The organism is Phyllobacterium sp. SB3 (genome assembly GCF_040009165.1).
In the GTDB taxonomy this organism is placed as follows: domain Bacteria; phylum Pseudomonadota; class Alphaproteobacteria; order Rhizobiales; family Rhizobiaceae; genus Phyllobacterium.
In genome coordinates, this window is record NZ_JBDYKI010000004.1 from 246,114 (window position 1) to 259,785 (window position 13,672).

Annotated in this window: 14 protein-coding genes, 1 tRNA gene and 1 pseudogene; 9 read left to right on the plus strand and 7 right to left on the minus strand. The window is 53.4% G+C overall.

Features of this window, described 5'->3' with window-relative positions; translation table 11 throughout:
* The first annotated feature begins 25 nt into the window (after nucleotides 1–25).
* Entirely contained in the window at nucleotides 26–712 is a 687-nt protein-coding gene (locus ABKW30_RS16640; RefSeq protein WP_348600019.1) for a 50S ribosomal protein L11 methyltransferase, read from the plus strand.
* 2 nt (nucleotides 713–714) lie between these two features.
* Here ABKW30_RS16640 and radC read toward each other — a convergent pair.
* The 4 genes and pseudogenes from radC to ABKW30_RS16660 all read right to left on the minus strand — a co-directional run.
* Nucleotides 715–1,383, minus strand: a pseudogene (radC, locus tag ABKW30_RS16645) (DNA repair protein RadC); the annotation flags it as partial.
* 141 nt (nucleotides 1,384–1,524) lie between these two features.
* Nucleotides 1,525–2,355 (minus strand): type I methionyl aminopeptidase, encoded by an 831-nt coding sequence (map, locus tag ABKW30_RS16650; protein ID WP_348600020.1) that lies wholly within the window; start codon nucleotides 2,353–2,355, stop codon nucleotides 1,525–1,527.
* An 18-nt stretch (nucleotides 2,356–2,373) separates the two neighbouring features.
* Nucleotides 2,374–3,075 carry a DNA/RNA nuclease SfsA gene (gene sfsA / locus ABKW30_RS16655; protein WP_348600021.1) on the minus strand — a complete coding sequence of 234 codons (702 nt, stop codon included), beginning with the start codon at nucleotides 3,073–3,075 and terminating at the stop codon, nucleotides 2,374–2,376.
* A 41-nt stretch (nucleotides 3,076–3,116) separates the two neighbouring features.
* A complete protein-coding gene (locus tag ABKW30_RS16660; RefSeq protein WP_348600022.1) occupies nucleotides 3,117–3,239 on the minus strand; it encodes a hypothetical protein in 123 nt (40 codons plus the stop codon).
* Between the two features lie 335 nt (nucleotides 3,240–3,574).
* Here ABKW30_RS16660 and ABKW30_RS16665 point away from each other — a divergent pair, with 335 nt between their 5' ends.
* Entirely contained in the window at nucleotides 3,575–3,760 is a 186-nt protein-coding gene (locus tag ABKW30_RS16665; RefSeq protein WP_348600024.1) for a hypothetical protein, read from the plus strand.
* Nucleotides 3,761–3,875: 115 nt separating this feature from the next.
* Here ABKW30_RS16665 and ABKW30_RS16670 read toward each other — a convergent pair.
* The 3 genes from ABKW30_RS16670 to phaC all read right to left on the minus strand — a co-directional run bounded on the left by ABKW30_RS16670 (nucleotide 3,876) and on the right by phaC (nucleotide 7,383).
* Nucleotides 3,876–3,950 (minus strand) — tRNA-Glu (locus tag ABKW30_RS16670).
* Nucleotides 3,951–4,096: 146 nt separating this feature from the next.
* Complete coding sequence (locus ABKW30_RS16675; protein ID WP_348600025.1) at nucleotides 4,097–5,314, minus strand: D-Ala-D-Ala carboxypeptidase family metallohydrolase; 1,218 nt, start codon at nucleotides 5,312–5,314, stop codon at nucleotides 4,097–4,099.
* A 248-nt stretch (nucleotides 5,315–5,562) separates the two neighbouring features.
* The gene (phaC, locus tag ABKW30_RS16680; protein WP_348600027.1) at nucleotides 5,563–7,383 is read right to left on the minus strand and encodes a class I poly(R)-hydroxyalkanoic acid synthase; all 1,821 of its coding nucleotides are present in this window, start codon (nucleotides 7,381–7,383) and stop codon (nucleotides 5,563–5,565) included.
* 128 nt (nucleotides 7,384–7,511) lie between these two features.
* On the opposite strand from phaC, the gene ABKW30_RS16685 reads away from it, so the two are divergent.
* The 7 genes from ABKW30_RS16685 (at nucleotide 7,512) to nuoE (ending at nucleotide 13,638) form a co-directional block, all read left to right on the plus strand.
* A complete protein-coding gene (locus ABKW30_RS16685) occupies nucleotides 7,512–7,859 on the plus strand; it encodes a hypothetical protein (protein WP_348600028.1) in 348 nt (115 codons plus the stop codon).
* 152 nt (nucleotides 7,860–8,011) lie between these two features.
* Complete coding sequence (locus tag ABKW30_RS16690; RefSeq protein ID WP_348600029.1) at nucleotides 8,012–9,223, plus strand: MFS transporter; 1,212 nt, start codon at nucleotides 8,012–8,014, stop codon at nucleotides 9,221–9,223.
* Between the two features lie 436 nt (nucleotides 9,224–9,659).
* Nucleotides 9,660–10,025, plus strand: coding sequence for an NADH-quinone oxidoreductase subunit A (locus ABKW30_RS16695; RefSeq protein ID WP_008125200.1), 366 nt, complete (start codon nucleotides 9,660–9,662; stop codon nucleotides 10,023–10,025).
* Complete coding sequence (locus tag ABKW30_RS16700; RefSeq protein WP_348600030.1) at nucleotides 10,016–10,597, plus strand: NADH-quinone oxidoreductase subunit B; 582 nt, start codon at nucleotides 10,016–10,018, stop codon at nucleotides 10,595–10,597. Before ABKW30_RS16695 ends, ABKW30_RS16700 begins: the two co-directional genes overlap by 10 nt.
* A 10-nt stretch (nucleotides 10,598–10,607) precedes the next feature.
* Complete coding sequence (locus ABKW30_RS16705; RefSeq protein WP_348600031.1) at nucleotides 10,608–11,216, plus strand: NADH-quinone oxidoreductase subunit C; 609 nt, start codon at nucleotides 10,608–10,610, stop codon at nucleotides 11,214–11,216.
* 56 nt (nucleotides 11,217–11,272) lie between these two features.
* Nucleotides 11,273–12,463, plus strand: a complete 1,191-nt coding sequence (locus tag ABKW30_RS16710; protein WP_008125208.1) for an NADH-quinone oxidoreductase subunit D — start codon at nucleotides 11,273–11,275, stop codon at nucleotides 12,461–12,463.
* The gene (nuoE, locus tag ABKW30_RS16715) at nucleotides 12,463–13,638 is read left to right on the plus strand and encodes an NADH-quinone oxidoreductase subunit NuoE (protein ID WP_348600032.1); all 1,176 of its coding nucleotides are present in this window, start codon (nucleotides 12,463–12,465) and stop codon (nucleotides 13,636–13,638) included. The genes ABKW30_RS16710 and nuoE overlap by 1 nt, the downstream gene beginning before the upstream one ends.
* The last annotated feature ends 34 nt before the right edge of the window (nucleotides 13,639–13,672 follow it).

Below are 13,672 nucleotides of genomic sequence, written 5' to 3' on the forward strand. Positions count from 1 at the left end.
GCGACACCCATCCAGAAAGACAAAATTGAAAAAAACCAAATTGGTTAGTGCGGTTGGCGGTGAAGTAAACCTGTCGGACTTTATAACACAGAATCTGCACCTTCTTCCCGTTCCGTCCGTGCCGGAGATATCGCTTTATACTGCACACCCGGCCAGCAGGGTGGGTAAGCTTGGTAACAAGGATATACATGGCGATGACCATCCGCCTTATTGGGCCTATCGCTGGGCCGGCGGGACAGTGCTGGCACGGCATATTCTGGACCATCCGGAAGTGGTTGCGGGTTGGCGCGTGCTGGACTTGGGTTCGGGTTCCGGCATTGTGGGAATTGCAGCCGCCAAAGCTGGCGCGAAGGCTGTCGTTTCAGTGGATATCGATCCTAATGCTTCGATTGCAAACCGCTTGAACGCGGCAGTCAATGGAGTGCACATAACTACCATCTGCCAAGACATTCTCAATAATGCGCCGCCAGAAACTGATATTATCGCGATAGGCGATTTATTTTATGATCCAAACCTCGCAGGCAAGGTTACGGCCTATCTTGATAAATGTATTGCTGCGAGAATTACTGTTATCGTGGGTGACCCCGGAAGAGAGTATTTGCCGCGGGAGCGGCTGCGTGTACTATCGAAACATTCAGTGCCTGATTTTGGCGACGGCGAAGCCAGTTCGCCAGATGCAAGCGCCGTGTATCTCTTCAGATCAAAGCCTTGAACCTAAAAGAGGCCAAGTCCTTTCAGGCTTGAATGGCCATTTTTTCCGATAATGATGTGATCATGCACAACGATCCCCATTTGAGTGCCGATATTGGCAATCGTCTTCGTCATATCGATGTCAGCTTTAGAAGGTGTCGGATCGCCGGATGGATGGTTATGCGCGAGAATGATTGCGCTGGCTGAGAGCTGCAAGGCACGGGCAATAACCTCGCGTGGATAGACGGGCGTATGATCGACGGTGCCGACCTGTTGAACCTCATCCGCGATAAGAGCATTTTTCTTATCAAGAAAAAGAATGCGAAACTGTTCGCGTGGTTCGTAGGCCATCGCAGCCACGCAATAATCCATTACCTTCGCCCATGAACCAAGAACGATCTTTTCACGAATCTCGCTGCGGATCATGCGATGAGTGACGGCGGACATAAACTTCAGATCGAAAGCTATTGCCGGACCACAACCTTTCACCTCACGCAGGAGGTGCTCCGGCGCTCCTAGAACCTCTGCAAGTGAGCCAAAGCGTGCGATCAGCGCCTTGGCCAGCGGTTTTGTGTCGCCCTGCCTGATCGATCTATAGAGCAGCATTTCCAGCATTTCATAGTCGGCAAAGCCAACATGGCCGATGCTTTGAAATCGCTCTTTCATGCGTTCACGGTGCCCGAGATAGTGCGGCAGCGTTTCAGTGGGCCCCAATTGTGGCTCCACGTTGAGTGGAGCTTTACCTGTCTCAACGACAGGTTGATCTGAAGAGATTGCTGGGGAGGTTTCGTTGAGGAAGAAAGGCAACTCGGGCTTTTCTTCACTCATACGGCGTTATCCGAGTTTTAAACCGGGTGCGAACAACCCGGCAGGTGATACTGTGAAAACCTCGCAACCATCCTTTGTAACACCGACAGTGTGCTCGTATTGAGCCGTCAGCGACCGGTCACGGGTGACAGCGGTCCAGCCATCGGCCAGCACTTTCACATGCGGGCGGCCAAGATTGATCATAGGTTCGATGGTGAAAATCATACCTTCGCGCAGTTCCACGCCTTCGTTTGGCGTCCCATAATGCAGGATGTTCGGCGCATCATGGAACAATTGCCCCACGCCATGGCCACAGAAGTCTCGCACGACGGAACAACGTTCAGCTTCAGCGTAAGTCTGGATTGCAGCACCGATGGCACCTGTGCGGGCGCCGGGCCGAACGGCTTCTATACCACGCATCAGGCTTTCATGCGTCACTTCCATAAGCCGTTCTGCGGCGCGCTTGATCTCGCCAACCGGATACATGCGGCTGGAATCGCCGTGCCAGCCATCGACAATGTAGGTAACATCGATATTGACGATATCGCCTTCACGCAGCGGCTTGTCATCCGGAATGCCGTGGCAAACAACGTGGTTGATGGATGTGCAGCTGGACTTGGTATAGCCACGATAGTTCAAGGTGGCGGGTAGTGCGCCCTGATCGGCACCAAACTCAAAAACAAAACGGTCAATGGTGTTGGTCGTTACACCGGGAGCTACAATCGAGGCGAGTTCATCCAGGCAACGTGCCGTGATTTGACAAGCCTTACGCATTGCTTCGAAGCCTTCGGGGCCATGAAGCCGAATCTGCCCTGTATTCTTCAGGGGAGCGCTCTGTGCGTCTAGATAGCTAACCATTAAACTTAACCGTTGGCGTTAATCGATAATAGGCATTGTACTGACTGCAACAATACCTTCAGGCGTGATGTGGCATTTTACGGCGTAAGCTTCAACCCCGCGCCGCATTGCCCGCTCAAAAGCAGCCGCATAAACCGGGTCCAGATCGCCGCATATCCTCAAACTATCGCAATCGCCACGCTGAATGACATAGAGCATGACGCCGCGATGGCCAATTTCCACCATGTTGCCAAGCTCGTCCAGATGTTTTGCGCCACGAATAGTCGGAGAATCAGGAAATTCTGCCAGCCCCGGTGTGCGTGAGAAGTGCACATTCTTTACTTCGACATAGGCGCTCGGGCGGTCCGAATCGTAAAGCAACAGATCAATGCGTGAGTTGGCGCCGTAACGTTGCTCCCGTTTAAGGGTAGCATAACCGGCAAGCGATGGAATCAGTCCTGCGAGAATTGCCTCCTCGGCGATCCGGTTGGGCAAGCCGGTGTTTATGCCGACGATATGCCCTGCCACTTCAACCATTTGCAGCGTGTGGGGGTATTTGCGCTTGAGATCATCGCTGTGCGAGAGCCAAACCTTTATGCCGGGGTCTGTCAGTCCCAGCATTGAGCCGGTATTGGGAACCGAGCTGGTAATGGCCGTGCCGTCATCCAGAATGATGTCCGCGAGAAAGCGCTTGTAGCGTTGCACCAGCGTGCCGGTAATGAGCGGGGAAGCAAAGATCATCCGGGAGGATTAACGCAACCTGCTCGTTAAATCGACAGCTTTCAACGATTTTGCAGGACCGCATTTATTACTTCTGCCAGCGTGGTATCCGCCATCATAACCATGGCAGCAGCCGCAATTCCGGCTGCCAGAAATTTCAATGTCGTCTTGGTGTTGTTATTCATCGTCGTGATTTCCTGCATACCGCCATACTAGCGGGAAACAGGCCAACAATATGTTGGAATGAAGTTTGTTCAGAGGCGTGCTGCCCGCAAAAAACCTGCCTTGGGAAAGGCAGGCAAGTTTGCTCTGGGGTGGGAGAATCGGACTCGTTGGAGGTATAAACCGAGTCCTGCTGCCACGATCGGAATCATGACAGCGATTCATGATATGTCAGCTCATCATATCAGCCTCATAACTTTGTCTAACATGCCGTGACAAAGCTTGAAAAAACCGGGGTGTTCTAATTCTCCAGAGTGTCACATGCTGTGCGGAGGGACAAAACGTTAGGAGGACTTTCATGAAATACAAGATTTTCCTGCCTCTGATGGCAGTTGCGGCTTTCTCCCTTGCAGCCTGTGATAACAAGCCTGCGGAAGGCACGAGCACTCCACCTGCAACCACCACAGAGCCCACAACTCCGCCTGCAGCGCCAGCCCCTGCAGAGCCAGCACCTGCGCCGGCACAGCCTGCGCCTGCGAACTAATTTATCCGAGACGAAAAAACGGCCAGCTCACCCAGAGCTGGCCGTTTTTGCATACATAATCGCAAGGGCAATTTAGCATTGCCATACAAGTCGCTGATTTTCATTGAGAAAGAAGTGGTACGCCCAAGGGGAATCGAACCCCTGTTTGCGCCGTGAAAGGGCGCCGTCCTAACCGCTAGACGATGGGCGCCTCCGGTGAAGCGGCTTATAGTGAAACAGTATTTCCGCCGCAACCCCATAAAGCATTCTTTTTTAGAAAAAGTTCAATTTGTGCGAATTTTGTTCAGCGGACGGTCGCAGGGCAGCCATTATCTGCGGAACACAATCCGGCCTGGATCAACCTTTTCCCTTGGAACAGCGCCAATTCCAGTCACGGCGCGGACCGATATCCACATGTACCGATTCGGTATGGCAGTAAGTTCCAACGCCGCCGCGACCGGTCATGGCGCGTGCATAATTGGCGAGTTCCCACTTGCTGATTCCAGGAACCTGAATATCTGCTGCAGCGCAGGACATATGCAGGGATGCCTTGGCACCATTCACCTTGCGATTGTAAGGCGGGCTGCGGTAGCCGGACGTGACGATGACGGATTTGCCGTATTTCCGCTCGATCAGCTTGAGAATGCCGACCAATTGCGGTTTCAGGCAGGCAACATCGACGCTTTCGCGCTGAACTTTCAGTCCGTTCGGAGCAAGGCGGGCAAGTCCCGCGGCCGATGCCAAAATCACCGGAGCCCCCGCTGCTTCAACGTCATCATCGTCATACAAACTGTCGCGTTGCATGATCTGGATGCCAGCATTTGGTCGAACGCCCGGCAGCGACGCGAGATGCTCGGTCCGGCCTGCAAAGGATTCCGCTGACGGAAGATCACCATCAGATGAGTCGGCTGGTGCACTTGGCTTGGATTTTGGTTCGATGACCGCGACAAGACGCTGACCTGCGGGCTTTGAACGATTATTTGAGAACAAACGTAACAGCGCACCATTATTCTTCTGTGCAGTAGCTGCCGGTTTGGTTTCTTCCGGAGGAGCTGAGTCAGCGACGGTCGTTTCCGGGGCTGCCTTGCCTTCAGGCTTCACTGGTTCAGCTGCTGCCGCAGGTGTCTCAGGCACGGGAGCGGGCGTTTTGGTCATGCTCCCAAAAAGTGACGTTCTGACGGGAGGCTGCGCAACAACTGTTGCTGCGCTGGCAACTTGCACCTCTTCGGTTTTAGTCTCTGCTGAGCCCTGCGCTTCGGTCTTTTCATTAGCTTTGGCTAATTCAGCTTTGCCTTCGGCTGGCTTTGCAGCGCCATTGATCGCCTGAAGGGCATTTGTTTCGGTGGTGCCGGCCAATGCAAGTGCTTCAGGTGTAACTTGCGTGTTGCCGCCGGAGGGTAGGGAGGTTTGAGCGTCGCCCGCAGCCGTATCAGTTGGTGCAACCGCCAATGCGGAAGTAACGCCGGGGCTTGAGCCAGTCGACGTACAAGATGTTGCTGCAAAGGCAGCAAGACCAATAACGCATACGACTGTACTTGCCCGTAAGGCTGAAACTGAACGCGGCAGTGTTTTCAACGATTCCCCCGTATGGACGTCCGGCACGATTCGATAATTCAATCCGGCCCGTTTTATAAGAGCAATAAGCCCACGAAGTTCTATTGAGGCGTAAATACACCGGCAGAGAGCGACAATAACTAATTGTTTTTACCCATCTGCACAAGACACGAACTATATACGCAATGAGGCGAAAGCGTGATCGGACATGTTTCTGCCATGGTCTTTAACCGTTAGTTACAGCAAATACTGGCGTATTTGCTGTAAGACTACACGCGTATTCTCACATATGTACCCGGTGCATCGGCGAGAACCTGCACGTTATTTTCACCCGGTATTCGTGGGGCGACGCGCGTGTTGTCCTGATTTTCTATCCAGGCATGCCAGTGATTCCACCAAGACCCCGGATGCTCACCGCTTTTCTCAAGCCACGCATCGAATGAACCAATGGGTGCCGCTCCAGTCCAATATTGATACTTGTTCTTGGCAGGAGGATTGACCACACCGGCAATATGTCCCGAACCAGACAGTACATAAGTAACATCACCGCCAAAATACTTGCAGCCGGTAAACACAGATAGTGCGGGAGCGATATGGTCTTCTTTTGCAGCAAGATTGTAGATTGGGATCTTCACATCGGCCAGTGACAGACTTTCGCCAGCCAGCTTCATCATTCCACGCACGAGATTATTATCGAGATAGCAATTGCGCAGGTAATAGGAGTGGTTGGCAGCACTCATACGCGTTGCATCGGCGTTCCAGTAAAGCAGGTCAAACGGCACCGGATCGCGACCACGCATGTAGTTATTGACGACATAGGGCCAGACCAGATCACCGGATCGCAGCATATTGAACGCGGTTGCCATGCGCGTGCCATCAAGATAGCCCTCCGCCGACATGGCATTCTCCAGCGCCGTTATCTGATCCTCATCGACAAACACCTTCAAATCCCCGGCATAGGTGAAATCTACCTGAGTGGTGAAAAGCGTCGCGCTTTTGATTCGATCTTCACCCTCCTTGGCAAACAGTGCCAGTGCTGCGCTGAGCAGAGTTCCACCAACGCAATAGCCGATTGCATTCACGGCCCGTTCGCCGGTCGCTGTCTCGACCGCATCGAGCCCGAAGCGCAAGCCTTCATTGATATAGGCAACCCAGTCTTTTTGAGCATGACGCTGATCCGGATTGACCCAGGAGATGACGAAAACAGTATGCCCGTGGTCGATCGCCCATTTGATGAAAGACTTTTCGGGGTTGAGATCGAGAATATAGAATTTGTTGATCCATGGCGGGCAGATCAGGAGAGGGCGCTTGAGCACATCTTTGGTCGTTGGTTCATATTGGATGATTTCCGCCACGTCGCTTCTGGCGATAACCTTTCCGGGGGTTGTCGCAACGTTTTCTCCGAGCGCGAACTTGGTCAAATCCGATTGACGTAAGCGCAGGTCGCCGCCACCCGCAACGATGTCTTCCGCCAGCATCTTCATGCCGCGAACAAGATTCTCGCCATTGCTCGCTACTGTTTCCTTGTAAAGTTCAGGGTTGGTCAAAAGGAAATTGCTGGGCGAGGCGGCAGTTGTAATCTGCTTCACGTAAAACGAAGCCTTGTGGCGTGTGTGCTCATCAAGGCCTTCGGCGTTCTCGACCAGATCGCCAGCCCAGCGAGCCGTGACAAGATATGCCTGCTTCAAAAAGTCAAAGAAAGCATTGCGGCCCCAGTCTTCGTCTGTAAAGCGCTTGTCGCCTTTTTCGGGTGTAGCGACATCCTCGACATCCTCGCCGCTCATGCGCCGGATGGAGTTTGACCAGATTGTCATGTAGCTCGCGAATAGTTTTGTCTGGGCCTCAAGCGCTCTGCTGGGCTCGGACAGCCAATACTCGGAAACTTTCGACAGTGTTTTGACAACATCGGTGACAGGATCGGCGAGCGTGTCGCGTTTCAAACCTTTTTCGCGTGGCTCAACCCATGCAGAAGCAGCTTTTCCTGCTTGTTCGATCATATGGGCGACATTGCGGGCAAAGGCTTCCGGGTCCTTGACCACATAGTGATCCAGATTGGGTGTCTTTGTGCTTTTATCGCCTTGATTGTCCATACAGTGGCATCCTCCCGCCAATTCTCCCGCTCAGCATTATTGACATGATAACATAAGTTGGTGCTATCCCTCCAAGGTGCATTTATTGTAGCCATGATAAATATCGTTTTTCTGAGTCAGGACACACAATGAAAATCTCGCTCAAACTGCTCATGCGCTGCTCGGCAGGCGCCGTTATGATCATTGGCTTGAGCGCGTGCGCCAATACAAGCCCTGCGCCAATGTCGAATTCGCCGCTGACGGGGCCGGTCAACACCGGAACCTATCCTCATTTCACGCCTGATCCGAAAGGCGAGACGACTCAATTTACCCCGCAGGAGAAAGATGATCTGCGCAACAGGACCACGGCTGCAAAGAACAGCCAAAAAGGCCCTTCCGCTGATCCGGCAGCCGCTGCACGCAAGCAGGCGGAGATTCGATTGCTGCGGCAGCAGCAGGCAGAAGATTTGAAAGCCATCGAAAGCGGGCAGCAGTAGGAACTATCGCGCTTCGGTTGAATTTGACCGCTCTGTCCAATGACAATTGTGCAGGCCAACCGATAATGCATTGCTGCATTGCACAAAAAACAGTTGTATTACTTTTGTAGTGTATGCAGCATCGTACTTTCTCTCATTTGCGGTTGCCTGCCATGCCTTTGCCGATTCTAGCCCTAGCCATCGCCTCATTCTGCATAGGTACGACCGAGTTCGTCATCATGGGGCTGTTGCCGGAGGTTGCGGCCGATCTTTCAGTATCGATCCCGAGTGCAGGCCTTCTGGTAACCGGATATGCGCTAGGTGTCGTTATCGGCGCGCCGATCATCGCAATCGCAACCGCTTCACTGCCGCGAAAGCCAGTGCTGGTCGGACTGGCTTTGCTGTTTGTGATCGGTAATCTCTTCTGTGCAATTGCCCCTAATTACTGGATGCTGATGATTGCGCGGGTTGTGACCGCGTTCGGTCACGGCGCATTCTTTGGAATTGGCTCTGTCGTTGCGGCAAATCTTGTGCCTCGTCACAAGCGGGCAAGCGCAATCGCGCTGATGTTCGCCGGGCTTACGCTTGCCAACATCCTTGGCGTTCCTGCCGGAACGGCCCTCGGCGAAGTTTATGGCTGGCGAGCTACATTCTTTGCGGTTGTCGCGATAGGTATTGCATCGGTTATTTCCATCATAGTGCTTGTTCCATCGTCAAAGGGTGAGCAGAAAGGCGGAGGGATACTCAGTGAGGTCAAGGTCCTGGGCAAACTGCAGGTTTGGCTGGCCATGGCGATCTCGGCACTGGCATCGGCCAGCCTTTTCGCGGTGTTCACCTATATCAAACCAATCCTGACCGATGTGTCGGGTATTTCCACCTCGGCAGTAACCTGGGTGTTGCTTCTGTTCGGTGCAGGTATGACCGTCGGCAATGTCATTGGCGGTAAGCTGGCTGACTGGAAGCTAATGCCAACTGTTATTGGCACGTTGATTGCACTGGCTTTTGTACATGTCATCTTTGCTGAGGTGACAGGCCTGCCAACAGCCGCGATTGCCACCGTGTTCTTCTGGGGGGTACTGACCTTCGTTATCGTGCCGCCGCTGCAGATGCGGGTGGTCGAATCCGCAGATGAGGCGCCGAATCTCGCAGCGACCCTCAATCAGGGTGCTTTCAATGTCGGTAACGCCTCTGGCGCATGGATTGGCGGTGCCGCGCTTACTTTGGGTGTTCCGTATCAGTATTTGCCATTTGTCGGAGCAGCTTTGACGCTGGCCGGTCTCGCCGTGGCCATATGGTCCACGCTGCTGGACCGAAAGGCGCATCGGGCGAAAATGATTTCTGACGAAGGTCAGCAATTCGGCCTTGAGCCACTTGCAGGTATTTGAACTTTTTCCAATGCGGGAAGCGTATAAATCAGGTGAAAGCCAAAACGGCTTTACGGCACCCGCATGCATGCCCGCTATTAAGCCTAAATCGGTTATAGGACCGAATGTCGCAGTTGGGATTTGCCATGCCGCAGCGTTGAACCCGACAATCTACATTAATATCATTCTAAAAAGCCTTTTGCGGCCTTTTTCCAGCAAAATGGGGGTGAAAATGCCCAAAACAACTGCTTTTTACATTACGGAATACCGTGCAGATGATAATTGGCGCATACCTTCGCGACGATTGTTGCACTTGCGTGCATGGCGCTAACGCGCTAACCCTCGGCCATCGAGCCAACTTCAAAAGACGGCGCGATCTGCCGTGCATTATCGGCAGTCATGTGTATGACATGGCATTCTTGTCAGCCTGAGTTCACAAGGCAGAAAAAGACGGATCATGAACGAGCTATTAAGTTCCTACCTGCCCATCGTTATCTTTATCGGTGTGGCGCTGGTAATCGGTCTGGCACTGTTGATTGCGCCGTTTCTGGTTGCATACAGCGCGCCTGACCCTGAAAAATTGTCGGCATACGAGTGCGGCTTTAACGCCTTTGACGACGCCCGCATGAAGTTTGACGTGCGCTTCTATCTTGTCTCTATCCTTTTCATTATTTTCGATCTGGAAGTGGCCTTCCTTTTCCCCTGGGCGATATCGTTCGGTGATGTGGGCTGGTTCGGCTTCTGGTCAATGATGGTATTTCTGGGCGTCCTCACGGTCGGCTTTATTTATGAGTGGAGAAAGGGAGCGCTGGAATGGGATTGACCGACAGCACCACCACCCTCGTGGCACCGCAGCCAAAAGGTATTATCGATCCGAACACAGGCAAACTGATCGGTTCCGACGATGCATTTTTCGGCGAGATAAACAATGAGCTGGCCGATAAGGGATTTCTGGTCACCTCTGCCGACGCATTGGTAACATGGGCACGTACCGGCTCGCTGATGTGGATGACTTTCGGTCTTGCGTGCTGCGCCGTTGAAATGATGCACACGTCCATGCCGCGCTATGATGGCGAACGGTTTGGTTTTGCACCCCGCGCTTCACCGCGTCAGTCAGACGTGATGATCGTTGCCGGGACGCTGACCAACAAGATGGCGCCAGCGCTTCGCAAGGTCTATGACCAGATGCCGGAGCCCCGCTATGTTATCTCCATGGGCTCGTGCGCGAACGGCGGTGGGTACTATCATTACTCGTACTCAGTAGTTCGTGGTTGTGACCGCGTTGTTCCCGTCGACATTTATGTGCCGGGATGCCCGCCAACCGCTGAGGCGCTCTTGTACGGCGTTTTGATGCTGCAAAAGAAAATCCGCCGAACCGGCACGATCGAGCGATAAGGTGAGCGCGATGTTTGAAGAAGCATTGAACGAACTGGCGAGCTACCTGACAGAAAAGCCGGGCCTGACATTAAAGTCAGTCGGCATTGCCTATGGCGATCTGTCCATCGAAGTTGATGCTGATGCACTGCTCGCCACGCTGACATTCCTTCGCGACGATGTGCAGTGCCAGTTCATCTCATTGATCGATATTAGCGGCGTTGACTATCCATCGCGTGTTCATCGCTTTGATGTGGTTTATCATCTGCTTTCACCCCGCCAGAACCTGCGCATCCGCGTGAAGGTGGCAACCGACGAAGATACGCCGGTTCCTTCGGCAACACCGGTATATCCGGGTGCTGACTGGTACGAGCGCGAGACGTACGATCTTTATGGCGTCCTGTTTTCCGGGCATCCGGACCTTCGCCGCATCCTCACGGATTATGGCTTTGAGGGGCATCCACTTCGCAAAGATTTCCCCCTGACAGGATTCGTCGAAGTTCGCTACGATGACGAAGTAAAGCGCGTCGTCTACGAGCCTGTCGAGCTTAGGCAGGAATTCCGCAATTTTGACTTCCAGTCTCCTTGGGAAGGCACGGACTACGTGCTTCCGGGCGACGAGAAGGCCCAGGTGAATTGAGGTCCTCCCGATGAGCGAGAACAGCAATCCATCCGCACAATGTCAGGAAGCCAACAATGGCTGAAACTCAGGTTCGTAATTTCAACATTAACTTCGGCCCGCAACATCCTGCGGCACATGGCGTTTTGCGTCTGGTGCTTGAGCTGGACGGCGAAGTTGTAGCTCGCGTCGATCCGCATATCGGCCTGCTGCATCGCGGCACAGAGAAGTTGATGGAAGCCAAGACCTATTTGCAGGCTGTGCCGTATCTTGATCGCCTCGACTATGTGGCGCCGATGAATCAGGAACACGCCTATGCCCTGGCGGTCGAACGTTTGCTCAAAATCGAAGTTCCGAAGCGCGGTCAGCTTATCCGCGTTCTGTTCTCGGAAATCGGCCGTATTCTTTCGCATCTGCTGAACGTGACGACACAGGCCATGGACGTTGGCGCATTGACGCCGCCGCTCTGGGGCTTTGAAGAGCGCGAAAAGTTGATGGTATTCTACGAGCGTGCCTGCGGCGCGCGCATGCATGCTGCCTATTTCCGTCCGGGCGGCGTGCATCAGGATTTGCCGGACCAGTTGATTGAAGATATCGGCAAATGGTGCGATCCGTTCCTGACGACTGTTAAAAATCTTGACGACCTGATCACACCGAACCGTATTTTCAAGCAGCGCAATGTCGATATCGGCGTCGTCACACTTGAAGATGCTTGGGCTTGGGGCTTTTCGGGCGTTATGGTCCGTGGCTCAGGTGCCGCTTGGGATTTGCGCAAATCGCAGCCTTACGAATGCTACTCGGAAATGGAATTCGATGTTCCGATCGGCAAGAACGGTGATTGCTATGATCGTTATCTGATCCGCATGGAAGAGATGCGCCAGTCTGTTCGCATTATGCGCCAGTGCGTTGAGCTGTTGCTGGGCAAGGAGCGGGTAGGGCCTGTTTCCAATACGTCTGCAAAGATTGTCCCGCCGAAGCGCGGTGAGATGAAGCGTTCCATGGAAGCGCTAATCCACCACTTCAAACTCTATACCGAAGGTTACCATGTGCCTGCCGGTGAAGTTTACGCTGCTGTCGAAGCGCCGAAAGGCGAATTCGGCGTGTTCCTCGTTTCCGATGGGTCAAACAAGCCGTACCGCGTGAAGTTGCGCGCACCGGGATTTGCTCATCTTCAAGCCATGGATTTTCTCTGCCGTGGCCACATGCTAGCCGACGTATCTGCAATCCTCGGCTCGCTCGATATCGTATTTGGTGAGGTTGATCGTTAATGTCAGTCCGTCGTCTAGCCGAAGATAACGTCCAGCCTGCTCAATTCGCGTTTAATCGCGAAAACAGCGCTTGGGCGAAGCTTACAATCAAGAAATACCCTAAAGGCCGTGAGCAATCTGCTGTCATACCGCTATTGATGCGGGCGCAGGAGCAGGATGGTTGGGTTACCAAGGCATGCATTGAACATGTTGCGGAAATGCTCGACATGCCGATGATCCGTGTGCTTGAAGTTGCGACTTTCTATACTCAGTTTCAATTGAAGCCTGTTGGCACACGCGCGCACATTCAAGTTTGCGGCACAACGCCGTGCATGCTGCGCGGTTCGGAAGACCTGAAGAAAATCTGCCAGCACAAGATTCATCATGAGCAATTCCATCTCAATGAATCCGGCACTTTGTCGTGGGAAGAAGTCGAGTGCCTCGGTGCCTGCGTCAATGCTCCAATGATCATGGTGTTCAAGGATACATATGAGGATTTGACGCCGGAACGCCTCGAAGAAATCATTGATGCTTTCGAAGCAGGCAATGGTGCCTCGGTGCCTGTGGGCCCGCAGATTGATCGTCATTTCTCGGCTCCGCAGGGTGGCCCGACATCGCTTAATGACAATACTGCTTCCAAATCCGCGCGTGGTTCAAAGTCAGGTGGGGACAAGGCGCAAGTGCCGCCATCAAATGCAAGCAAGCCGGTTACGAGCGACGATGCAACCAATCCGGCTATCAAATCGCCATCGAAGGTAAAAGCTCCAAAGGGCGCTGAACAAGCCGTTTCGGAGCCAGCGCCGCAAGCCAGCGCCGCTGCACGTCTGATCAAGAATCCGCCATTGGCTGAAGGCTCTCTTGGCGAAAAGCCTGCCGTGCAGACAATAAAGGCTCCGGCGAAGGCTGTATCGCTGACCGACAAGAGCCGCCCCGCCGGTATCGAAAAGCCAGCAGCTATCGATGATCTGAAGCTAATCGCGGGCGTTGGCCCGAAGATCGAAACCATTCTTCACGATCTTGGTATATTTACTTTTGCGCAGGTCGCAGCGTGGAAGAAAGCCGAGCGTGAATGGGTCGATAACTACCTGAATTTCAAGGGCCGTATCGAACGCGACGATTGGGTCAAGCAAGCCAAGGCTTTGGCCAAGGGCGGCGAAGCGGAATACATCAAGGTTTTCGGCAAGAAGCCGAGATAAATTGGAATGGCGAATGCAGAATGTGCATTCGCTC